We start from the raw sequence: 21,070 nt of genomic DNA, 5'->3' as shown, positions 1-21,070 counted from the left end.
CTGACTTGCTTTTAGCAAGGGACTGTTGAAAGGGGCGGCCGTGGCTCGGACGGACTTCGGGGCGATCGCGTGCTCGATCGCGCGGTCGGCGGCCATCGTGGGGGATCCGTGGGCGCTGCTGGTGGTGCGGGATGTGGCGGTGGGGTTGCATCGGTTCGACGAGTTGCAGCGGGATCTGGGGGTGGCGACCAACGTCCTCAGTGATCGATTGCAGCGGTTGGTGGATGCCGAAGTGCTGCAACGGGATCGGTACGCGAGGCAGCCGGATCGGTTCGAGTACCGGCTCACCGAGAAGGGACGGGATCTGGTGCCCGCGCTGCTGGCGCTGATGGCCTGGGGGGATCGGTGGGAATCGGGTGCGGACGGGCCGCCGCTGCTGGTGCGGCACCACGAGTGCGATCACCTCACCTCGGCGGCGGTCACCTGCGCGCACTGTGGGGAGCGATTGAGTGCGGACGCGGTGGAGTACCGGCCCGGTCCGGGCGGTCGCGGCGGACCGGGCGCGGCGCTCATCGGGGGGCTGCTGGCCGGGAACGAGGAGCGCGGGCCCGGCCGGTGACGGCGGCCGGGCCGGTGCGCCGGGGCTCAGCCTGCCTGGGGCACCGGGATCGGCAGGGCCGCAGCCCATTCGCGCGCCATATCGCGCGGCTTCACCTCGGTGGAGTTGTCGTGCCGGGCGTGCTCGCCGACCTGGATCGCGCCGCGTTCGATGAGTTTCTCGGCGGCGATCTCGCCGCCGCGGTTGAAGGTGTCGCCGTAGACGCTGTCGCCCAGCCCGAAAACCGCGAAGCGCAGGCCGGTCAGGTCCGGCCGGGTGGCGTCGAGGGTGTTGAAGAAAGGCTCTGCGCCGGTAGGCAATTCGCCGTCGCCGTAGGTGGAGCAGACGACGATCAGGAACTCTTCCGGGGTCAGGTCGGCGGGGTCGAAGTCCATCATGTCGTAGATCGACACATCGCAGCCGGAGAGTTCGTCGGCGATGCAGTCGGCGACGACTTCGGCGGTGCCCAGTTCGGTTCCGAACAGAATTACGACGCGCACACACGGCTCCCTTCGGTTAGGTAAGTGAGCCTATCCTAACTTGTGGGTCTCAGTTTTCGGGTGCTGCTTTGCGGCGGCTCTTCTTCGAGAACGGTTCGAAGCGCAGCGACAGGCCGTCCACGAACGCGGTGAGCGCGAGTTCGAAACTCTCCGAGTCTATTTCGTCGGCCTTGGCGCGCAGCAGGTGCGCCTGCTCCAGATGCGGATAGCGGTCGCGGTAGACCTGCACGTCGTCCACGAAGCCGCGCGAGAACGATCCGATGGTCGCACCCATGACCAGGTACCGGGTGGCCGCGCCGATCATGGTCGCCTCGCGCGGCGGCCAGCCGGCGCCGACCAATCCGCCGTGCACGGCATCGGCGTGCCGCAGGTTCTCGTCCCGCTTGCCGGGCCCGGCGGCCAGATAGGGCACGAAATTCGGGTGCGCGACCAACGCGTCGCGGTAGGACCGGGCCCAGGACATGAGTCCTGCCCGCCAATCGCCGGAGTCGAAACCGGAGGTGTCGACCGCCGCCATGATGGACCCCGCGATCTCGTCGTACAGATCGTCCTTGGTGGGGTAGTGGCCGTACAGCGAGGCCGCCTGGACCCCCAGTTCGGTGGCGAGTTTGCGCATGGACAGCTCGGCCAGCCCGTCCCGGTCGATGAGGTCGATGGCCGCGTCGCGAATGCGATCACGGCTCAGCAGTGGCACTTTCGGCCGCGCCATGACACCTCCCTCACCTGTCTCGGCTGAAGTTATCACCCCACCCTTGATAAACCGAACATCGTTAGGATAGCGTGGGTCACATAAACCTAACAACGTTTGGTTAAGGAGCATTCGCTCATGGACTTCGAACTCGGCGACTCCCAGCGCGAACTGCGCGATCTCGCGCGCGCCTGGGTGGACAAAGAGGTCATCCCGTTCGCCGCGGCCTGGGACCGGGCCGAATCGGTGGATACCGCCATCGTCGGCAAGCTCGGCGAGATGGGTTTCCTGGGCATCGAGATCCCGGAGGAGTACGGCGGCTCGGGCGGCACCGCGACCGACTACTGCGTACTGCTCGAGGAGCTGGGGCGCGGGGATTCCTCGGTCCGCGGCATCGTGTCGGTATCGCTGGGCCTGGTCGGCAAGTCGATCAAGACCTACGGCACCGAGGAGCAGAAGCGCGCCTGGCTGCCCCGGCTGTGCGCCGGTGAAGCGCTGGGCTGCTTCGCGCTGACCGAACCGGGCACCGGGTCCGATGCGGGCAACCTGACCGCCAAAGCCGTTCGGGACGGCGATGATTGGCTGATCTCCGGCACCAAGATCTTCATCACCAATGGCACCTGGGCCGATGTCGCGATCGTCTTCGCGCGTAGTGGCGGTCCCGGACCGAAGGGCGTCACCGCCTACCTGGTGCCCACCGACGCGCCCGGCTTCACGCGCACCGAGATCAAGGGCAAGCTCGGCCTGCGCGGCCAGGCCACCGCCGAACTGGTGCTCGACCAGGTCCGCGTGCCCGACAGCGCCCGGCTCGGCGCGGAAGGTCAGGGCTTCAAGATCGCCATGGCCGCGCTGGACAAGGGCCGCATGGGTGTCGCCGCCGGCTGCGTCGGCGTCGCGCGCGGTTGCCTGGAGGCCGCGGTGAAATACGCTCGGGAGCGCGAGCAGTTCGGCAAACCCATCGCCTCCTACCAGCTGGTTCAGGAACTGCTCGCCGATATCGCCGTCGATGTGGAGGCGGCGCGGCTGCTCACCTGGCGGGTGGCCGACCTGGTGGAGCGCGGCAAACCGTTCGGCACCGAAGCCTCGGTGGCGAAGCTGTTCGCGAGCGAAGCGGCGGTCAAGGCCGCCAACAATGCCATTCAGGTCTTCGGCGGCTACGGCTACATCGACGAGTTCCCCGCCGCCAAGTACCTGCGTGACGCCCGCGTCCTGACCCTCTACGAGGGCACCAGCCAGATCCAGAAACTGCTCATCGGGCGCGCCCTCACCGGCATCAACGCCTTCCTCTGAAACCATTCTCGGACAAGGAGATTCGAATGTCGAAAGTTGCCTTCGTGACCGGTGCGGCGCGCGGGATCGGTGCGGCCACCGCCGCCCGGCTGGCCGCCGACGGGTTCACCGTCGTGATCGCCGATCTGGATCCGGCCGCCTGTCAGGAGACCGTCGAGAAGATCAAGGCCGACGGCGGCAAGGCGGTCGCGGTGGCCTGCAACGTGACCGACGAGGCGCAGGTCGATGCCGCCGTCGACGGCGTGGTCGCCGAGTTCGGCTCGATCGACGTGCTGGTCAACAATGCCGGCGTGCTGCGCGACAACCTGCTGTTCAAGATGTCGGTCGAGGACTGGGACATCGTGATGGGCGTGCATCTCAAGGGCGCGTTCCTGTGCACCCGGGCGGCGCAGCGGCACATGGTGAAGCAGAAGTCCGGCAAGATCGTGAACACCTCCAGCGTTTCCGCGCTGGGCAGCCGCGGGCAGGCCAACTACAGTGCCGCCAAGATGGGCATCCAGGGTCTGACCCGCACGCTCGCAATGGAATTGGGCCCGTTCGGCATCAATGTCAATGCCGTCGCCCCCGGCTTCATCGTCACCGAGATGACCGATGCCACCGCCGCCCGCGTCGGCGCGACCCCCGAGCAGTTCCGCGAGGAAGCCGCCAAGATCACCCCGCTGCGCCGGGTGGGCGAGCCCGCCGATATCGCGAACGTGGTGTCCTTCCTGGTCTCCGATGACGCCTCCTTCGTCACCGGCCAGACCATCTACGTCGACGGCGGCCGCCGTCTCTGACCCGGCAGGTCCGAGAACTTTCCCGCGCGCCGGGCCACCCCGGCGCGCGGGCGCACCGAAAGTTGGTTGATTTCCCATGCAGAGAACAGTTTTCGACGCCGATCACGATGCCTTCCGCAAGACGGTGCGCTCGTTCATCGAATCGGAAGTAGTCCCCGTCTACGACGAGTGGTACGCGGCGGGCATCGTGCCGCGCGAGTTCTATTACAAGCTGGCCGAACTCGGCATCTTCGGCATCGAAGTGCCGGAGGAGTTCGGCGGCGCGGGCATCGAATCCTTCAAGTTCCAGGCGATCCTGCTGGAGGAGACCGCCCGGGCCGGCGTCTCCTTCGGCGGTTCCGGGGTGCACGTGGGCCTGTGCCTGCCCTATATCAAGCACCTCGCGACCCCCGAGCAGAAGCAGCGCTGGCTGCCCGGCTTCGCCACCGGCGAGATCATGTTCGCGATCGCCATGACCGAACCCGGCACCGGCTCCGATCTCGCCGGAATGCGCACCACCGCAAAGCTTTCCGAGGACGGCACACACTACGTGCTGAACGGCGCCAAGACCTTCATCACCGGCGGCGTGCACGCCGATCGGGTGATCGTCTGCGCCCGCACCGACGCCCCCTCGGAAACCGATCGCCGCCACGGCATTTCGCTGTTCGTGGTGGACACCAAGTCGCCCGGCTACACCGTCGGCCGCAAACTCGACAAGCTCGGCCTCAAGGTCTCCGACACCGCCGAACTCAACTTCACCGACGTCAAGGTGCCGGTCGAGGATCTGCTCGGTGAGCCGCACCGGGGCTTCTCCTACCTCGGCCAGAACCTGCCGCAGGAACGCCTGTCCATCGCCGTCGGCGCGTACGCCCAGGCCAAGGCCGCCATTCGCTTCGCCAAGGAATACACGCGGCAGCGCAATGTGTTCGGGCAGCCGGTCGCCAGCTTCCAGAACTCCAAGTTCGAGCTCGCCGCCTGCCAGGCCGAGACCGATGCCGCCGAAGCCGTGGTGGACCGCGCCCTCGAGGCCCTCGACAACGACACCCTGACCGCCGCGGATGCCGCCTCCGCCAAGCTGTTCTGCACCGAGGTGGCTGCCCGCGTCATCGACCGGTGTCTCCAGTTGCACGGCGGCTACGGGTTCATCAACGAGTACCCGATCGCCCGCCTGTACGCCGACAACCGGGTGAACCGCATCTACGGCGGCACCAGCGAGGTCATGAAGATGATCATCGCCAAGGACATGGGCCTCTAGCTCGGAACATAGGAGTTCTCATGAACGCGACTCTCTCCCTGGCCTCGATTCTCGCCGAACCGGCGCGCCGGCGGCCCGACCATCTCGCGCTCATCGAAGGGGCGCAACGGATTACCTTCGCCGAGCTGTGGCGGCAGGCGCGCGAGCAGGCCGCGGCACTCATCGAACTGGGGGTGCGGCCCGGGGATCGAGTCGCGCTCATGGGGCCCAATACCGCCGACTTCCCGCGCGCGTACTTCGGCATTCTGGCGGCGGGCGCGACGGTGGTGCCGGTGCATCTGCTGCTCACCGCCGACGAAGCCGAGTACGTGCTGCGCGACAGCGAGGCGAAGCTGCTGGTCTGCCACGAGATGGTGGCCGCGGTCGGCACCGAAGCCGCCGGACGCGTGGGTGTCGCGTGTGTCAACCCGAAAGAGCTGACCGCCGAACCGATTCCGGCGTACATCACTCGCAGCCCGCTCGATACCGCCGTGGTGTTCTACACCAGCGGCACCACCGGCCGGCCCAAGGGCGCGGAGCTCAGCCACCTCAATATGGTCATGTGCGCCACCGTGAATGCCTTCGACGCCAACGAGGTGCATCGCGACGATATCGCCCTGGGTGCGCTGCCGCTGTTCCACGTCTTCGGCCAGACGGTGTCGATGAACTCGCACTGGCGGGTCGGCGCGACGCTGGTGCTGCTGCCGAGATTCGATGCGGCGGAAGCGATCCGGCTGATGAACGCCGAGCGCGTGAATATGTTCCACGGCGTGCCCACCATGTACATCGGGCTGCTGGAGGCCGCGCGCGAAGCGGAGACCCTGCCCCAGTTGAAGCTGTGCGTCAGCGGGGGCGCGGCCCTGCCGCCGTCGGTGCTCGAGGAGTTCGAACGCGTCTACGGCGCATACATTCTGGAGGGCTACGGGCTGTCGGAGACCTCGCCGACCGCATCGGTGAATCAGCCCGAGCTCGGCCCCAAGGCGGGCACGGTCGGCCATCCGGTGTGGGGTGTGGATGTCGAGATCGCCGATCCGGAGGTGCGTGATCGCATCGAACTGCTGCCCGTCGACACCGTCGGCGAGGTCGTGGTGCGCGGCCACAACGTCTTCAGCGGATACACCGGAAAGCCCGAAGCCACCGCCGAAGTCATCACCGACGGTTGGTTCCGCACCGGCGACCTGGGCATCAAGGACGCGGCCGGATACCTGCGCATCGTCGACCGCATCAAAGAGATGATCATTCGCGGCGGCTTCAACGTGTACCCCACCGAGGTCGAGGCGGCCCTGCTGCGGCACCCGAATATCGCCCAGGTGGCGGTGATCGGCGTCCCCGACGAGAACTACGGCGAGGAGATCCTGGCCGTGGTCGTGCCCTCCGGCCCGCTCGGTGCGGAGGAGGTCGTCGAGTACGCCCGTGAACACGTCGCCCGCTACAAATACCCGCGCCGCGTCGAGTTCGTCACCGAACTACCCCTCGGCCCCACCCACAAGGTCCTCAAGCGAGAACTGAAGGAGCGCTTCGCATGATCGACTTCGCCACCTTCGATCAGCTGCGGGCGGCCGCCGGCACCGAGATCGGCGTCAGCGACTGGCTGACCATCGACCAGCAGCGCATCGACACCTTCGCCGACGCCACCGGCGATCACCAATGGATTCACGTGGACGCCGAGCGCGCGGCGGCGGGCCCCTACGGCCGCACCATCGCCCACGGCTTCCTCACCCTCTCGCTCATCGTCCCGCTCACCGCCCAGGTGATGAGCTTCAGCTGCGCGAGCATGGCAATCAACTACGGCCTCAACAAGGTTCGCTTCATCACCCCGGTAAAGGTGGACTCGCGCATCCGCGCCCGCTTCACCCTCGACGCCGTCACCGACATCCCCGGCGGGGTGCAGGCCGTCCGCACCGTCACCGTCGAGATCGAGGGCGAACCGAAACCGGCCTGCGTGGCCGAGAGCATCGCCCGCTACCTGGCCTGACTAACGGCTGCCAGGAGTCCGGGTCGGCTATGGCAGTGCCGTAGCCGGCCCGGCCCGACTGGTCGATGCCGTGCGCGGCCCAGGTGTAGAGGTGCAGCTCCAGCCCATCCGGGTCGTTGAACACCAGCAGCCAGCCGATGGACGCCTCGATGATCGGTGAATGCGCGATGCCGAGCTCGTCCAGCCGTGCGGCCCACCCCTCGAGGTCCGCACGGTCCCGCGCGCCGAAGCTCACCGGATCGAAACCCTTACACCCCTGTGCCGCTGCGTGATTCATCCGCAGGCACAGCTCGGTCGCGTCGAGCCCCGGCACCGAGCCCGCCACCCCGCCCACCGAGCCGTCCCCGTCCCGGAACTCGTACTCCGGCCGGAAGCCGAACACTTCGCGATACCACCGCACCGACCGCGACATATCGGTGACCGGGAGCTTGACGTGATGAATGCCGGTGAGTCCGGGCATCGAGATCACCTTCTCCTAATTTCACCGCAGCGGTACTGCGGTAGATATTGATAGAATCCTCCCCGTGAGCGACTCCGTCAAGAGGCCGTACCGGGCGGCGAAACGCGCCGAATCGGCCGCGGCGACACGCGCCGCCATCCGCCGCGCGGCCACCGAGCTGTTCATCGAAAACGGCTACGCGGCAACGCCGTTACGCGCGGTCGCCAAGCGCGCCGGAGTGGGCGAGCGCACGCTCTACGATTCCTTCCCCGGCAAACTGGAACTCTTCCGCCACACCTTGGACGTGGCCATCGTCGGCGATGAAGAACCGATCGCCGTGGCCGACCGCGCGGAGGTGCTCGACGCCCTCGCCGACCCCGATCCGCACGCCGCTGTCGGCCGCCTGGTCGAGTACACGGCCGAATTATTCGAGCGCGCAGGCGATCTCATCATGGTCGGCGTGGACGCGGAAGCCGCCGACCCGCAGCTGCGTGCCTGGGGTGACGCGGGCGCGGAAGCCACCCGCGCATTCTGGCTCACCTGCACCCGCGCGCTGGCCGATCAGGGCAACCTGCGCGCGGGCGTGGACGCCGAAACAGCCGCCGACGTCCTGTTCGCAATGGCCTCACCACACGTCTTCCGCTTGCTCCGCCGACGGCGGGGCTGGACGGCCGCCCATTACGGACAGTGGTTGCGAGACAGTGCGACACGCGAGCTCTTGCGCTGACGACTGCGGGGCAGTCGCCCGGAGCCGGGGGGAGCCACCGCTCCGATCCCGGCGCGGCAGGTGACGCCCACGTCATCCCGGCATGTCCTTGGCCGGGATCCACACAGCGGGAATGAACGAACCGTCTGGATTCCGGCCGAGAGCTCGTCGGAATGACGAGGGGACTGTCGTAGGCGGGCTATTGCCCAGGGCCGAAGGGTTCGGCGGAGAGTGGGGTGCGGTCGGGGGTCATGGTGGCGACGACGGCGATGCCGGCGGCGCGGAAGTTGTTGAGGGCGCGGTTGATATGGTCCGCGGAGGTGATGAGGAGGGCGGCGTGGGCGCCGATCGCGTTCATGAGTTCGGCGGAGAAGGCCGCGTTCTGGACGGTTGAGTTCGCCTTCGTCTCGGTGAAGATGCGGGAAGCGGCGATGCCGCGCTCGATCAGCCAGTTCGCCATCGCCTCCGCCTCGGTGACGCCCGCCTGCGGGTTCCCGCCGGTGACGATGACGGGGGCGGTGGGGGAGAGCAGGGCCGAGACGTAGCCCGCGTGCAGGCGGTTGATGAGTTCGGGGCGCATCTCGCCGTCGTCCTGGAGGCCGTAGCCGAGCACCACGATGGCGGTGTCGGGGGAGAACAGGGCGGGCAGGTCGAGGCCGGGGAGGGTGAAGGTGGTGAACGAATTGATGGTGGCGAGAACGTCATTGGTGACGCCGGCGACCGCGTCCGGCCGGGTGTCGGCGTGCGCGGGGACGGCCGCGGCGGTGCCGATCATGGTGACCGCCGCGCCGGTGGCGAGGACGCGGGCGGCGTAGATCCGGAACCAGTTCGGTTCCGCCTTGCGATGGCGGCCACCGACGGCCCGCCACTGCCAAGTGGGCAGCACCTGCCAGTCGACCCGGGTGGTTCGGCGGCGATGCCTGCCCGACGCGCCCGATCGCGCCGCGAATGCCGCGGTCGAACGTGCTGCGAGTGCCGCACCGGAGGCTGTTGCGGGTGTCATTGCGGAGTGTGCTGCGGGTTTCGCACCGGCGTGTGGGCCGGATTTCGCGGTCTTGGACGCCGCTTTGCGCGCGCGGCGTACGGATTTGGGTGCACGGAGCTGTGCGAACATCGCGACCCCCTGGGTAGTCACAGTGTGACCACAAGCCGGTTCACATTTTCGGTCCATGATCGCCCGAAACGCCGGGCCGGGTAGGCGGATTCACGAAATCAGGATCCGATTTGTCCCATTGGGCAGGCACGGGCCGCTCCCGCGATCACCTAGAGTTGGCCCCATGATTACTGCGATCGTCCTGATTCACGCCGAGTCCGCCGCCATCCCGGAGACCGCGCAGGCGGTGGCCGATATCGACGGTGTGACCGAGGTGTTCTCGTGCGCGGGCGACGTCGACCTGATCGCCAAGGTCCGGGTGCGCGACCACGAGCAGATCGCCGAAGTGGTGACCGGGCGGATCAACAAGACGCCGGGCGTGATTCGCACCGACACCCATATCGCGTTCAAGTCCTACTCGCGGGCCGATGTGGAGGCGGGCTTCTCCATCGGCGAGTAGTTATCGGACAGCTACGACGATTGGAACGAGGCGCCGAGCGGATTGGCGGTGCGGCCCGGCTCGACCACATCGGTCACGCCGCCCTTGCAGCCGGGCAGCAGATAGACGCGGACCGGTTTGCCGGAGTTGTTGGCGACCGACAGTCGCCGGGGCACCCTGCGCACCGTCATGCAGCCGGACGGATCCGGGTAGTCCTCGCCGTCCACCACGACCGCCCCGAGGTCCGTGCCCTGTCGGGCCGGTTGAGGTGAGCTCTGTGCACCGGCGGGCACCCCGGCGATCAGCAGCGCGGCCGCGGCGACCACGCCGATCACCAGCAGCCCGGCGCGCACGCCAGGCTTCCACAACGCGGATCGCATAGGGCCGAACTGTAGCCCGCTACCAGGTATTTCACGGCAGAACAACACACCTGGCCGGAATCGGCTGCTTTTGTCATCCCGGCATGATTTTCGGCCGGGATCTCACTCGCTGCCGGCGGATTCCGGCCGAAAGCATGCCGGAATGACAATATGGGTCAGTTGTCGCCGAGCTTGTTGGTGACCTCGACCCAGCGATCCAGCAGAGCGGCGGCCGCACCGGTGTCGATGGCGCCGGCGACACGCTCCAGGGCGCCCGCGAGCTTGTCGTGGACATCGACGGTGGGGTTGGTGCCGGGGAGTTCGTAGGCCACCACGGCGGCCGCGGAATTGAGCAGCACCGCATCGCGAACGGGTCCGCGCTCACCGGCCAGCATATTTCGGGCAATCACGGCATTGAAGGAGGCGTCGCCGCCCTTGAGCGCCTCGGGGGCGACCCGCTCGATCCCGAGACGCGTTGGGTCGATGGTGGTTTCGTAGCGTTCGCCGCCGGAGACCACCCAGGCGTCGGTGGTGTCGGCCGTGGTGATCTCGTCCAGACCGTCGTTGCCGCGCACCACCAGGGCCGAAGCCCCGCGCTCGGCGAACGCGCCCGCGATCACCGGCAGCAGGTCGGGGAAGGCGCAGCCGATCAGCCCCGCGCCCGGCTGGGCCGGATTGGTCAGCGGCCCGAGGATATTGAAGACGGTCGGGATGCCGATCTCCCCGCGCGCCTGGCTGGCGAAGCGCAGCGAGGGATGGAAGACCGGGGCGAAACAGAACCCGATACCCACCTGGCGCACGCATTCGGCGACCGACTCGGGCCCGAGCGCGATCTTCACGCCGAGCGCCTCCAGCACATCCGCGCCGCCGCTCTTGGAGGAGGCCGCCCGATTGCCGTGCTTGACCACGGGAATTCCGGTGGCCGCCACCACGATCGAGGACATGGTGGAGATGTTCACGGTGCCCGAGCGATCACCGCCGGTGCCGACGATATCGACGGCCGCGGCATCGACCCGGACGCGGCGCGCGTGCGCGAGCATGCCGGCGGCCAGACCGCCCAGTTCGGCGGGGGTCGGGCCCTTCATCTTCATGGCCACGCCGAACGCCGCGATCTGCGCGGAGGTGGCGCTGTCGGTGAAGATCTCGTTCATGGCCCACGCGGCCTCGTCCTCGGACAGATCATTACCGTCGGTGAGGATGCCGAGAATCTCTCGCCAGCTGCGCGCACTCATGGCGCTAAGCGTAGTGCGAAAGGGCTAATTCTTTTCCCCTGGTTCCCGTGCCGCCGGTTGCAGCGCGTCCCAGCCCAGCACATCGCCCTCGTGCCGATGCGCGATGGCGGCCATCCGGGAGCGCTCCTGGGAGCAGTGCAGGGCATCGAGCACTTGCACGCGCTGCAAAACCAGCTTGGCCGGGTCGGATTCGTCGAGCGAACCGGTGTGATAGCCCAGCTGCTCCGCGATGATCTGCACCTCATTCACGCGCGGCGACGGTATTCGCAGGTGATGGCGGAGAACGACCGGCCGGTCCGGAGCCCAGTTCAGGGCCTTCCCGAGCGCCGCCGAACACGCTTCGGCGTCATCGAAACTCGACGCCACCACCACCAGATCCGGCCGCCCCGCATCCAGTTCCGTTGTCCCGCCGCGCTTGAACAATCCACGCCACCACGCCATCGACCCACACTCCTCCGAAATACGGCTCAGCTTCCTCTTACCTGGGCAATCTAGGCTGCTCCGTGACACGCCGAGCGGTCGGCGAGAGCCACGCTCGCCCTGGGCTTTCCGACACGCGCGACAAAGTTTCGTACCCGCCTACACCTGTCGTACTACGACGAGTCATACTTACCGGCGTGACGACCGCAGTAGGGACCCCAGGATCGGCCATTACCCAGCGAGTGCATTCGCTGAACCGGCCCAACATGGTCAGCGTCGGTACCATCATCTGGCTGTCGAGCGAGCTGATGTTCTTCGCCGGCCTGTTCGCCATGTACTTTGTCGCCCGCGCTCAGGCCCACGGGAACTGGCCGCCGGAGCCGACCGAGCTGAATCTCAAGCTCGCCGTGCCGGTGACCGCCGTCCTGGTCGCATCTTCCTTCACCTGCCAGATGGGTGTGTTCGCAGCGGAGAAGGGCGACGTCTTCGGTCTGCGTCGCTGGTACCTGATCACGCTGATCATGGGCGCCTTCTTCGTCGGCGGACAGGGCTACGAGTACTACCACCTGGTCGCCGAGGGCACCTCGATCTCCAGCTCCGTGTACGGCTCGGTCTTCTACATCACCACCGGCTTCCACGGCCTGCACGTGATCGGCGGTCTCATCGCGTTCGTGTTCCTGCTGATCCGCACCACGCTCAGCAAGTTCACCCCGGCGCAGGCCACCGCGGCCATCGTCGTGTCCTACTACTGGCACTTCGTCGACATCGTCTGGATCGGGCTCTTCGCCACGATCTACTTCGTCCGCTAACCCGGGCGAGCGCTTCGACGGCAGCCAGCCCCCGCCGTCGGCACCAAAACTTGTACAAGTCGGTTCCGTCTACTCCAAAGGGACACAGATGAGTTCATCTCCCCCGTCAGCGCCAGATCCCAGCGAAGGGAACGGCGAGGCCACCAAGACCCGGAAGCAGCGTCGTATGCGGCGCAAGCTGGCCGGCGGTCTGGTTCTTCTGATGGGCCTCGTCGGAGCCGGCTTCGCGGCTGCGGCCCTGACTCCGCAGGCGCAGGTCGCGACCGCGCACGAGGACCAGTCCGCGCTGATCCGCGAGGGCAAGCAGATCTACGACACCTCCTGCGTCACCTGCCACGGTGTGAACTTGCAGGGTGTCCAGGATCGCGGCCCCAGCCTGATCGGCGTCGGTGAGGCCGCGGTCTACTTCCAGGTTTCCTCCGGCCGTATGCCGGCCGCGCGCAACGAGGCTCAGATCGAGCGCAAGCCCGCCAAGTTCGATGCCCGCCAGACCGACGCGCTGGGTGCCTACATCCAGTCCAACGGTGGCGGCCCGACCGTGCTGCGCGACGCCAACGGCGAGATCGCCCAGGAATCGATCATCGAAGGCGGCGACCTCGGCCGCGGCGGCGAGCTGTTCCGCATGAACTGCGCCTCCTGCCACAACTTCACCGGCAAGGGCGGCGCGCTGTCCTCCGGTAAGTTCGCGCCGCCGCTGGAGGAAGCCTCCGAGCAGCAGATCTACCTCGCGATGCTGACCGGCCCGCAGAACATGCCGAAGTTCTCCGACCGGCAGCTGACGCCGGAGGAGAAGAAGGACATCGTCGCGTACATCAAGGACCGCATGGAGACCAAGTCCGAAGGCGGCTGGGGTCTCGGCGGTTTCGGCCCCGCGACCGAAGGCCTGGCCATGTGGCTGATCGGCATCGTGGCCCTGGTCGGTTCCGCGATGTGGATCGGTTCCCGGTCATGAGCGAACAGGAGCAAAAAGCCATGGGGGCCATCCCCACCGAACCCACCGATGAGCAGCTCGATGCCATGTCGCGGGACGAGCTGGTCAAGCTCGGTACCGAGATGGACGGCGTCGACGTCGCCTACCGCGCGCCGCGCTGGCCGGTGCCCGGCACCAAGGCCGAGAAGCGCGCCGAGCGCAAGGTCGCGCTGTGGTTCGCCATCTCCGCGCTCGCGGGTGCGGCGCTCATCGGCGTCTACCTGTTCTGGCCCTGGGAGTACAAGGGCCGCAACGACGAAGGCAATGCCGCGTACACGTGGACCACTCCGCTGTACGGTCTGACGCTGGGTATTTCCATCCTGGCCATCGGTGTGGCCGTGGTGCTCATCCGCAAGCACTTCATCCCCGCCGAGATCTCGGTGCAGGACCGCCACGACGGCATTTCGTCGCAGGCCAACCGCCGCACCCTGGTCGCGCAGTTGCAGGACGCCGCCGAGACCTCGACCCTGGGTCGCCGCAAGCTCATCACCCGCACCGCGGGCCTGGGCGCGGGCATGTTCGGTATCGGCGCGCTGTTCGTCTTCGCCGGCGGCATGATCAAGAACCCGTGGGCCAAGGGCGACAAGTCGCCGCTGTGGGTCTCCGGCTGGACCCCCGACTACGAGGGCCAGACCGTCTACCTGCGCCGTGACACCGGCCGTCCCGAGGATGTCGTGCTGGTGCGCCCGGAGGATCTGGACGCCGGCGCCATGGAGACCGTCTTCCCCTGGAAGGAAGAGTGGCGCGGCAACGAGCACGCCACCCTGGAGTCGCTGCGTGGAATTCGCAACGCGGTCATGCTGATTCGCCTGCGCACCCACGACGCCGAGCACGCCATCAAGCGCAAGGGCCAGGAGAGCTTCAACTACGGCGACTACTTCGCCTACTCGAAGATCTGCACCCACCTCGGCTGCCCCACCTCGCTGTTCGAGCAGCAGACCAACCGGATTCTGTGCCCCTGCCACCAGTCGCAGTTCTCCGCGACCGAATGGGGTAAGCCGGTCTTCGGTCCCGCCGCCCGCGCGCTGCCGCAGCTGGCGATCACCGTCAACGCCGAGGGCTACCTGGTCGCCGCACACGACTTCATCGAGCCCCTCGGCCCGGCCTTCTGGGAGCGTCGTTCATGAGCCCGAGCAAAGCCGCCGTCCAGGCGAACGAAATGGACGAGCGCTACCACCTGGCGGCGTTCGCCAAGCGCTCCATCAACAAGGTCTTCCCGACCCACTGGTCCTTCCTGCTCGGTGAGATCGCGTTGTACGCGTTCATCATCCTGCTGCTGTCGGGTGTCTACCTGACCCTGTACTTCGACCCGTCCATGTCGGAGACCGTCTACAACGGCGCCTACCAGCCGTTGCGCGGTGTCACCATGTCGCGGGCCTACGAGACCGCGCTCGACATCTCCTTCGAGGTGCGCGGCGGTCTGTTCGTGCGCCAGGTGCACCACTGGGCGGCGCTGCTGTTCGCGGCGTCGATCATCATCCACCTGTTCCGCATCTTCTTCACCGGCGCGTTCCGCAAGCCGCGTGAGGCGAACTGGGTGATCGGCTCGCTGCTGCTCATCCTGGCGATGTTCGAAGGCTTCTTCGGTTACTCGCTGCCGGACGACCTGCTCTCGGGTACCGGTCTGCGCGCGGCCTTCTCGGGCATCACCATCGGTGTTCCGGTGGTGGGCACCTGGATTCACTGGCTGATCTTCGCCGGTGACTTCCCGGGCCACATCATCATCCCGCGCCTGTACATCGCGCACGTGCTGCTGCTCCCGGGCATCATCCTGGCGCTGATCGCCGCCCACGTGGCGCTGGTCTGGTACCAGAAGCACACCCAGTTCCCCGGACCGGGCCGCACCGAGAAGAACGTCGTCGGCGCCCGCATCGTCCCGGTGTTCGCCGCCGACCAGGGTGCGTTCTTCGCCTTCACCCTCGGCGTCGTCGCCATCATGGGTGGCGTGCTCCAGATCAACCCGATCTGGAACCTGGGTCCCTACAACCCGTCTCAGGTCTCCGCGGGTTCGCAGCCCGACTTCTACATGATGTGGACCGACGGTATGGCGCGTCTCATGCCGCCGTGGGAGCTGTACCTGGGCCGCTACACGGTCCCGGCGCCGTTCTGGGTCGCGTTGATCATGGGTCTGGTCTTCACCGTCCTGGTGGCCTACCCCTGGATCGAGAAGCGCCTCACCGGCGACACCGCCCGCCACAACCTGCTCCAGCGTCCGCGCGACGTGCCGGTCCGCACCGCCATCGGTGCCATGGCCATCGCGTTCTACCTGGTGCTGACCCTGGCCTGTGTCAACGACATCATCTCGCTGAAGTTCTCGATCTCGCTGAACGCGACGACCTGGTTCTTCCGCATTGCCCTGCTGGTCGCCCCGCCGATCGCCTACTTCGTGGCCTACCGCTTCTGCATCGGCTTGCAGCGCAGCGACCGCGCGGTGCTCGAGCACGGCGTCGAAACCGGTGTGATCAAGCGGCTCCCGCACGGCGAGTACATCGAAATCCACCAGCCCCTGGGCGGCGTGGACTCGCACGGCCACGCCATCCCGCTGGAGTACCAGGGCGCCCCGGTGCCCAAGAAGATGTCCAAGCTGGGTTCGGCCGGCAAGCCCGGCACCGGTTCCTTCCTCTTCGCCGACCCGCCGGCGCAGCAGGAGAAGAACGTCGAGCTGGCGCACGAGGAAGAGCACAAGATGCTCGAAGCCCTCGAGGCGCAGCAGCCGAGCGGTGGCAGCAGCCACTGAGCTGGTTCTTGGTAAAGGGAAGGCCCCGAGTCGAATTCGACTCGGGGCCTTCCCCGTTTCATGCACTGCCCTGCGGGGTGTTGGTCTGGCCGGAAGGCCAACCGCTTTCGGTGAATTCGACGATATGCAGGCGAAACGGCCATGCGCGCTCAACCTCGGCCCAGCGGGCACGGTCCGTGGTGACAATCGGCCAGTCCAAGTGCCGCGCCACCGCTACCGTATGTGCCGCGGCCGGATCGACAGGTTCGTCGGCCACGGTCCATGTCTCAGCCAGGTCCATCACCTCATCAACTGTGGCCATCTGGATTCTTAGCTCGGCTTGGTCCAGATCAGGGAGTAACGCCACAGGAGGCGGCGGCGGAACTGCACCCCGGGGAGGAGTTCCTCGGCAAGAGTCCGCATTCCCGAATAGGTTTCGGGAGGCGGCCAGGCGACGGGGGAAGGGTGCGCCCACTGGGTGCGCAGGACGCGGTGCCAAGTGCTGACGACGAGGGTCGCGGCTTCGATCGGGAGGTCGCGGGGTAGGTCGGCGCGGGCCATGCCGATGATCGCGACCGTGCCGCCGGGGCGCAGGAGTTCACGGATCCGGGAGAGAGCGGCCGTAGCGTCCAGGTGATGGAGCGTTGCGACCGAGACGATTCCGTCGAAGGACTCGGTCTCGAAGGGGTAGGTGAGGAAATCGCCTCGGAGATAGGTGATTTCGTCGTCCGGCGATTGTTCGCGCGCCAGTTCTATCCCGTGCTCGTCCAGGTCGATCCCGGTCACCCGATGGCCTTCGGCATGTAGCCGGCGCGCCAGCATCCCTTCGCCGCAGCCAATGTCGAGGACCGTCCCACCCGGAGGCAGCGCGTCCGCCAGGAGGTCGTGGTAGTGGATGTTGTGGTTCCAGCGCTCGTCGTCCGGGACGTACATGCGATCCATTCTGGCCGAGATGCTCAGTCCGGCACGGAATCCGACGGATCGAGCGGCTCGCCGAGTAGGTCGAGGGCGGCTTGGTTGACCTTGGCCAAGGCTGCCATCAGGTGGCGGCGTTCGGTGTCGGTGAGGGTGGCGGTGACGTTGTCGGCCAGGCTGTTCCGGTCCTGCTCGACCGGGTCCCGGAGCTCCCGGCCGTGATCGGTGAGCCAGAGCCGGACCAAGCGGTTGTCGCGATCATCGCGGCGGCGTTCGAGCAGCCCGGACGCGGCCATGCGGGTTGCCATCTTGACGACCGTGGGAGTCGTGACGTTCAAAGCGTTGGCCAGCTCGCCGGGCGTGCGCCCATCCCGTTCCCAGAGCGCCGCCAGCACCAGGTTCTGCCCGAGATGCAACCCATGCCGCCGCATATCCCGATCGGCCAGCGCCCGCACGGCTTTCGACGTCCGGCCGAACAGGTCGAGGAACTCCGACACGAAACCTCCTGTGATTCGGGTATTGCCGGTAGATCGTTAGCCGTCTAGTGTTTTTCGATAGACGGCTAACGATCGGAGATCTGATGATACTGCTCACCGGTGCTACTGGAAATATCGGGCGGGAGCTGGTGCCGGCCCTCGCCGCGACCGGAGCCGAATTCCGGGTGCTGGTAAGGGATCCGGAGAAGGTTGCCCACCTGAACGGCACAGCGCAGGTAGCTGTGGGCGACCTGAACGAACCATCCACGCTGACAGCAGCTTTCGACGGCATCGAGTGCCTGTTCCTCCTGGTACCAGGCGTCGGACTCGACCACGCCCGGCACGCCGTAGCCGCCGCACGCGAGGCCGGAGTGAAGCGAATCGTGCAACTCTCGTCCTACCACGCAGCCATGAATCCCCGCCCCGCCATGGGCGACTGGCACCACCATCGCGAAGAACTGGTGCGCACCAGCGGAATCCCCGCCACGATCCTGCGCCCCGGCGGCTACATGAGCAACGCCCTGGAATGGGCACCGGCCATCCGGACCGGCCGCCCCGTGGATGATCCGACCGGCCCCGGCCGCTACGCCCCCATCGACCCCGCCGACATCGCCGCAGTCGCCGCCCGAACCCTCACCGAACCCGGCCACGAAGACCAGGAATACAACCTCACCGGCACCGAAACCCTGACCGTCGCAGAACAAGTGGCGATCCTGGCCCGCGTCCTCGGCCGAGAAATCCCGATCCGCACCGCTACCACCTCCGAAGCGGCCCTGCGCTCCCGCTACCCCAACGGCGCCCCACCCGCCCTAGCCGCCGCCATCCTCGAATGGTTCACCCTCATGCGGGCCGACACCACCGGCTTCCGCACCGACACCGTCACCCACCTGCTCGGCCGCACCCCACGCACCTTCGAACACTGGTGCCAAGCACATCACGCGGCCTTCTCCTGATCCGACCACCGTGTCAGTACGGCAGGCTCGAAGGGAGCACCCGAAATGTCAGTCACCACTATCACTCTCACCGCCGAAGACAAGAGCGTCGTCCGCACCGCCGCCTACGGCGCGATCTCGCTCCTGGCCGCCGCCGGTGCACCGCACAAGGGCAACAGCCGCGCCACCATCGCCCTGACCTCCGCCACCGGCGCGGTCGGCCACGTCCTGGCGGCGAAGTCCCGCGACATCCATCTGCCGGGCAAGACCCCCGCCGAACTCGCCGACCATGTGCTCCCCACCCTGACCGCGGCCATGCGCCTGCTCGACGCCCAGTTCCCCGGCGAGGCCGATAACTTCCGCGGCACCATCCTGGTCGCCGTCGAAGCCGCCACCGCCGGCCAGACCCAGCCCGCGGTATCCGCCATGGCGCGCAAGATCATCGAGGCCCTCGACGCCGCGTAACCCTCACCCGCCGAACAGATCGATTAGACGCGTGGGTGACTCACTGCCCGGGTAAATGTAATGTCGCCGCCATGCGGGGGTGCATGATCTGCGACAAACACCAAGGCACCGGACCACTGGTGAGCCCGGTGGTCCACGCCGACGACCTGGTGATGATCACCCACCGGCCCGCCCAGGGCGACTGGGCGCGGCCGGGTTACCTGTTCGTCGAGCCACGCCGCCACGTGGCAACCCTCGACCTGCTCGACGACGCCGAGACGATCGCATTCGCCCACGCTGTCCGTTCGTCGATCACCGCCTTACGCCGAGTCCTCGAACCCGCCCACGTCTTCACTTTCGTCGCGGGCATGAGCGCAGCGGGAGTCCATCTCCACCAGCACATCTTCACTCGACCGTCCGGCGCCACCCGAGATATCCCATGGCACAACGCCGATTTCCTGGGCGCTCCCCGAATCCCCGCATCCGACCTCGTAGCACTCTGCGCCCAGTTGGCGGCGGCAAGGTAGCTGCGCTACACGGCAGATTCTCGATGAATATCAAGGATGTTCGTGCGATTGAGGTGGAACACCTCGAAAAGCATGTCCGGGCCCTCATCTCGAACGAAATCGATCTCATAACCGGTGACCGGAACCAGTGAGACGATCTGTAGTGTGGCGGCTTCCGCGTTCGAGAAGACATCGAAGTCCGCGCCGAACAGCGGACTGGTCCAGCCGATCAGACCCACGATCTCGGTGCCCTCGACCAGCGGCCGACTGTTCCTGAAGATGTCGCCGTAAACCATCCCACGTTCCTCCTGGATGATCATCGACGCCATCGAATCGACCAGATAGTGCGCGATATCCCGCTGCTCGGGCCGAAGCGAGCACACGAGCTCCTGTGGCCGTACCGCCGAAACCCGCTGAAACCGCACCCCATTGGTCACCACGGTGCTGACTCGCGGCTCCTCCACCTCGTAGAAGGTCAGGTCGTATCCGCGATTTCCCCGATCCGACTGTGCGGATTCCACACCCTGAACAGGCCCTAGGCGCTGCTCCAGATGCTCAAGAAGTCCAGCGAAGTTCGTCTCACTCGCCACAGCAGCGGCACTCCTTGTTGTTTTTTCACCGGGTCGCCGACGGAGAGGGACATGCCGAGCGGCTATTTTTCCCCGCCCGGTTTCCTGGTGAGTGGAAAGGGATTGAGGTCGTCATCGAAGCCTGGGACGTCCCCGATCCGCTCGTGAGGGGAGTCCGATGGATCGTTCGCTTTGTCGGCACTTTGTGCGCTGTCCCGTGTCAGATTGTCGTGTCGTTCGCGCTCCTCAGATGACATTGCCCCGCGCTCGGCCTTGGACTCGGCTCGAATCCGGGCGAACACGTCCGGGTCCCAGCCAGCGGGCGTCTGCTCAGAGTTGCTCATCCTTGCATTCTGTCGGATTCGCAACCGGCATGCTCACCGGCTGCGGTCGACGGTGGCTACAGCCGCTGTCCAGATCCGGACGCACTCGTCGGCCTCGGCAACGCGCAGGATAGGAACCGTTTGGATGGCCTCTGCTCCGGCCATAAATCGGGATGTCAAGAAATGCCGACTATTTCTGCGATCAGATCTTTCTGTAGCTGTATCGCGCCACGGCAATATGGATTTCCTCGTTCCATATCCAAAGTGACAGTTCGGCCTAGACGCGCGAACGAAAGTATTGACTCGTAGCAGAAGGAAAGAGATTCGATGAGTGCATCGCGATCTTCTCTGTCAAAGAGGAAATGTGCATATTGAGCGATGGCCTCGGTGAAAGAAGCGGCGGTGAACGGAGATTTACTATCTTGCCAGTTCTCTATGCTTTCAAATATTGGCGCCCATCTCTCGATTGCCTCGTTCGACGGTTCGGAGAAGGAGTTGAATTCATCTATCGAAGAATGAATCAGCATGGAGGTGGAATCATCGAAGAGTTCTTCCAAGGGTACGGCGAAGATGCGCGATGTCCCCTCGATTACCCTGATTCCCAGTGTCTGGAGGGCGGCAGCGGGACATTCGAGGAGTGCGTCCTCGAATACTGCAACGTCAACATCCCACAGGGTCATCGGTCCTTGCCTTCCGTTCTAGGCTGCTGCCAGATTGTTTCATAACGGGCGTGATTGGGTTC

The 21,070-nt window shown here is 66.4% G+C and carries 28 protein-coding genes; 15 read left to right on the top strand and 13 right to left on the bottom strand.

From position 1 onward, the window contains the following. Positions 1-40 precede the first annotated feature (40 nt). Positions 41-559, top strand: coding sequence for a winged helix-turn-helix transcriptional regulator (locus NI1_RS35090; RefSeq protein ID WP_067830191.1), 519 nt, complete (start codon positions 41-43; stop codon positions 557-559). A gap of 26 nt (positions 560-585) precedes the next feature. Here the strand turns inward: NI1_RS35090 and NI1_RS35085 are convergent, their stop codons facing one another. Both NI1_RS35085 and NI1_RS35080 read right to left on the bottom strand, forming a co-directional pair. Continuing rightward, complete coding sequence (locus tag NI1_RS35085) at positions 586-1,038, bottom strand: flavodoxin domain-containing protein (protein WP_067830188.1); 453 nt, start codon at positions 1,036-1,038, stop codon at positions 586-588. 49 nt (positions 1,039-1,087) lie between these two features. Then, positions 1,088-1,747 (bottom strand): TetR/AcrR family transcriptional regulator, encoded by a 660-nt coding sequence (locus NI1_RS35080; RefSeq protein WP_067830185.1) that lies wholly within the window; start codon positions 1,745-1,747, stop codon positions 1,088-1,090. Positions 1,748-1,864: 117 nt separating this feature from the next. On the opposite strand from NI1_RS35080, the gene NI1_RS35075 reads away from it, so the two are divergent. From NI1_RS35075 to NI1_RS35055, 5 genes are all read left to right on the top strand, one after another. Further along, positions 1,865-3,016 carry an acyl-CoA dehydrogenase family protein gene (locus tag NI1_RS35075; RefSeq protein WP_067830182.1) on the top strand — a complete coding sequence of 384 codons (1,152 nt, stop codon included), beginning with the start codon at positions 1,865-1,867 and terminating at the stop codon, positions 3,014-3,016. A 26-nt stretch (positions 3,017-3,042) separates the two neighbouring features. Continuing rightward, the gene (fabG, locus tag NI1_RS35070) at positions 3,043-3,792 is read left to right on the top strand and encodes a 3-oxoacyl-ACP reductase FabG (protein WP_067830179.1); all 750 of its coding nucleotides are present in this window, start codon (positions 3,043-3,045) and stop codon (positions 3,790-3,792) included. A gap of 76 nt (positions 3,793-3,868) precedes the next feature. Next, positions 3,869-5,026 (top strand): acyl-CoA dehydrogenase family protein, encoded by a 1,158-nt coding sequence (locus NI1_RS35065; RefSeq protein ID WP_067830176.1) that lies wholly within the window; start codon positions 3,869-3,871, stop codon positions 5,024-5,026. 20 nt (positions 5,027-5,046) lie between these two features. Continuing rightward, the gene (locus NI1_RS35060; protein WP_067830173.1) at positions 5,047-6,531 is read left to right on the top strand and encodes a long-chain-fatty-acid--CoA ligase; all 1,485 of its coding nucleotides are present in this window, start codon (positions 5,047-5,049) and stop codon (positions 6,529-6,531) included. Next, entirely contained in the window at positions 6,528-6,980 is a 453-nt protein-coding gene (locus NI1_RS35055; protein WP_067830170.1) for a MaoC family dehydratase, read from the top strand. Before NI1_RS35060 ends, NI1_RS35055 begins: the two co-directional genes overlap by 4 nt. Here NI1_RS35055 and NI1_RS35050 read toward each other — a convergent pair. Then, positions 6,910-7,440, bottom strand: coding sequence for a VOC family protein (locus tag NI1_RS35050; protein ID WP_084524224.1), 531 nt, complete (start codon positions 7,438-7,440; stop codon positions 6,910-6,912). The two genes, NI1_RS35055 and NI1_RS35050, sit on opposite strands and share 71 nt — an antisense overlap. A 64-nt stretch (positions 7,441-7,504) precedes the next feature. Here NI1_RS35050 and NI1_RS35045 point away from each other — a divergent pair, with 64 nt between their 5' ends. Further along, entirely contained in the window at positions 7,505-8,146 is a 642-nt protein-coding gene (locus NI1_RS35045; protein ID WP_067830165.1) for a TetR/AcrR family transcriptional regulator, read from the top strand. Positions 8,147-8,324: 178 nt separating this feature from the next. Here NI1_RS35045 and NI1_RS35040 read toward each other — a convergent pair whose 3' ends face one another. Beyond that, on the bottom strand, positions 8,325-9,128 hold the full coding sequence (locus NI1_RS35040) for a YdcF family protein (protein ID WP_245663563.1): 804 nt from the start codon (positions 9,126-9,128) through the stop codon (positions 8,325-8,327). A 274-nt stretch (positions 9,129-9,402) separates the two neighbouring features. Between NI1_RS35040 and NI1_RS35035 the strand changes: the two genes are divergently transcribed. Next, complete coding sequence (locus NI1_RS35035; protein ID WP_067830162.1) at positions 9,403-9,678, top strand: Lrp/AsnC family transcriptional regulator; 276 nt, start codon at positions 9,403-9,405, stop codon at positions 9,676-9,678. An 11-nt stretch (positions 9,679-9,689) separates the two neighbouring features. On the opposite strand, the gene NI1_RS35030 is transcribed toward NI1_RS35035, so the two are convergent. From NI1_RS35030 to NI1_RS35020, 3 genes are all read right to left on the bottom strand, one after another. Then, positions 9,690-10,037, bottom strand: coding sequence for a hypothetical protein (locus tag NI1_RS35030; protein ID WP_157535509.1), 348 nt, complete (start codon positions 10,035-10,037; stop codon positions 9,690-9,692). 155 nt (positions 10,038-10,192) lie between these two features. Beyond that, complete coding sequence (trpD, locus tag NI1_RS35025) at positions 10,193-11,248, bottom strand: anthranilate phosphoribosyltransferase (RefSeq protein WP_067830157.1); 1,056 nt, start codon at positions 11,246-11,248, stop codon at positions 10,193-10,195. A gap of 24 nt (positions 11,249-11,272) precedes the next feature. Further along, positions 11,273-11,689: a hypothetical protein gene (locus NI1_RS35020; RefSeq protein ID WP_067830154.1), complete on the bottom strand. Its 417-nt coding sequence runs from the start codon at positions 11,687-11,689 to the stop codon at positions 11,273-11,275. A gap of 176 nt (positions 11,690-11,865) precedes the next feature. Here NI1_RS35020 and ctaE point away from each other — a divergent pair, with 176 nt between their 5' ends. From ctaE to qcrB, 4 genes are all read left to right on the top strand, one after another. Further along, positions 11,866-12,477 (top strand): aa3-type cytochrome oxidase subunit III, encoded by a 612-nt coding sequence (ctaE, locus tag NI1_RS35015; protein WP_067717455.1) that lies wholly within the window; start codon positions 11,866-11,868, stop codon positions 12,475-12,477. A gap of 88 nt (positions 12,478-12,565) precedes the next feature. After that, positions 12,566-13,429, top strand: coding sequence for a cytochrome bc1 complex diheme cytochrome c subunit (qcrC, locus tag NI1_RS35010; RefSeq protein WP_067830152.1), 864 nt, complete (start codon positions 12,566-12,568; stop codon positions 13,427-13,429). Then, positions 13,426-14,574: a cytochrome bc1 complex Rieske iron-sulfur subunit gene (qcrA, locus tag NI1_RS35005; RefSeq protein WP_067830432.1), complete on the top strand. Its 1,149-nt coding sequence runs from the start codon at positions 13,426-13,428 to the stop codon at positions 14,572-14,574. The genes qcrC and qcrA overlap by 4 nt, the downstream gene beginning before the upstream one ends. Beyond that, positions 14,571-16,184: a cytochrome bc1 complex cytochrome b subunit gene (gene qcrB / locus NI1_RS35000; RefSeq protein ID WP_067830149.1), complete on the top strand. Its 1,614-nt coding sequence runs from the start codon at positions 14,571-14,573 to the stop codon at positions 16,182-16,184. Before qcrA ends, qcrB begins: the two co-directional genes overlap by 4 nt. Positions 16,185-16,242: 58 nt before the next feature. On the opposite strand, the gene NI1_RS34995 is transcribed toward qcrB, so the two are convergent. From NI1_RS34995 to NI1_RS34985, 3 genes are read right to left on the bottom strand one after another with little or no spacing between them, the layout of a single operon-like run. Continuing rightward, positions 16,243-16,485, bottom strand: a complete 243-nt coding sequence (locus NI1_RS34995) for a hypothetical protein (RefSeq protein ID WP_157535508.1) — start codon at positions 16,483-16,485, stop codon at positions 16,243-16,245. 8 nt (positions 16,486-16,493) lie between these two features. After that, positions 16,494-17,096, bottom strand: a complete 603-nt coding sequence (locus NI1_RS34990) for a class I SAM-dependent methyltransferase (protein WP_067830430.1) — start codon at positions 17,094-17,096, stop codon at positions 16,494-16,496. 23 nt (positions 17,097-17,119) lie between these two features. Then, positions 17,120-17,575 (bottom strand): MarR family winged helix-turn-helix transcriptional regulator, encoded by a 456-nt coding sequence (locus tag NI1_RS34985; RefSeq protein WP_067830145.1) that lies wholly within the window; start codon positions 17,573-17,575, stop codon positions 17,120-17,122. 83 nt (positions 17,576-17,658) lie between these two features. On the opposite strand from NI1_RS34985, the gene NI1_RS34980 reads away from it, so the two are divergent. The 3 genes from NI1_RS34980 (at position 17,659) to NI1_RS34970 (ending at position 19,457) form a co-directional block, all read left to right on the top strand. Next, complete coding sequence (locus NI1_RS34980; protein ID WP_067830142.1) at positions 17,659-18,507, top strand: SDR family oxidoreductase; 849 nt, start codon at positions 17,659-17,661, stop codon at positions 18,505-18,507. Positions 18,508-18,552: 45 nt separating this feature from the next. Further along, the gene (locus NI1_RS34975) at positions 18,553-18,951 is read left to right on the top strand and encodes a hypothetical protein (protein ID WP_067830139.1); all 399 of its coding nucleotides are present in this window, start codon (positions 18,553-18,555) and stop codon (positions 18,949-18,951) included. 71 nt (positions 18,952-19,022) lie between these two features. Beyond that, positions 19,023-19,457, top strand: coding sequence for an HIT family protein (locus NI1_RS34970; protein ID WP_084524203.1), 435 nt, complete (start codon positions 19,023-19,025; stop codon positions 19,455-19,457). A 5-nt stretch (positions 19,458-19,462) separates the two neighbouring features. Here NI1_RS34970 and NI1_RS34965 read toward each other — a convergent pair whose 3' ends face one another. The 3 genes from NI1_RS34965 to NI1_RS38320 all read right to left on the bottom strand — a co-directional run bounded on the left by NI1_RS34965 (position 19,463) and on the right by NI1_RS38320 (position 21,008). Then, a complete protein-coding gene (locus tag NI1_RS34965; RefSeq protein WP_169815681.1) occupies positions 19,463-20,026 on the bottom strand; it encodes a suppressor of fused domain protein in 564 nt (187 codons plus the stop codon). A gap of 62 nt (positions 20,027-20,088) precedes the next feature. After that, a complete protein-coding gene (locus NI1_RS38325; RefSeq protein ID WP_157535507.1) occupies positions 20,089-20,349 on the bottom strand; it encodes a hypothetical protein in 261 nt (86 codons plus the stop codon). Between the two features lie 155 nt (positions 20,350-20,504). Further along, entirely contained in the window at positions 20,505-21,008 is a 504-nt protein-coding gene (locus NI1_RS38320; protein ID WP_157535506.1) for a hypothetical protein, read from the bottom strand. Between the last annotated feature and the right edge of the window lie 62 nt (positions 21,009-21,070).

It is taken from the genome of Nocardia inohanensis NBRC 100128 (assembly GCF_001612945.1).
Taxonomy (GTDB): Bacteria; Actinomycetota; Actinomycetes; order Mycobacteriales; family Mycobacteriaceae; genus Nocardia; species Nocardia inohanensis.
This window is presented reverse-complemented; position numbering and strand designations above follow the sequence as displayed.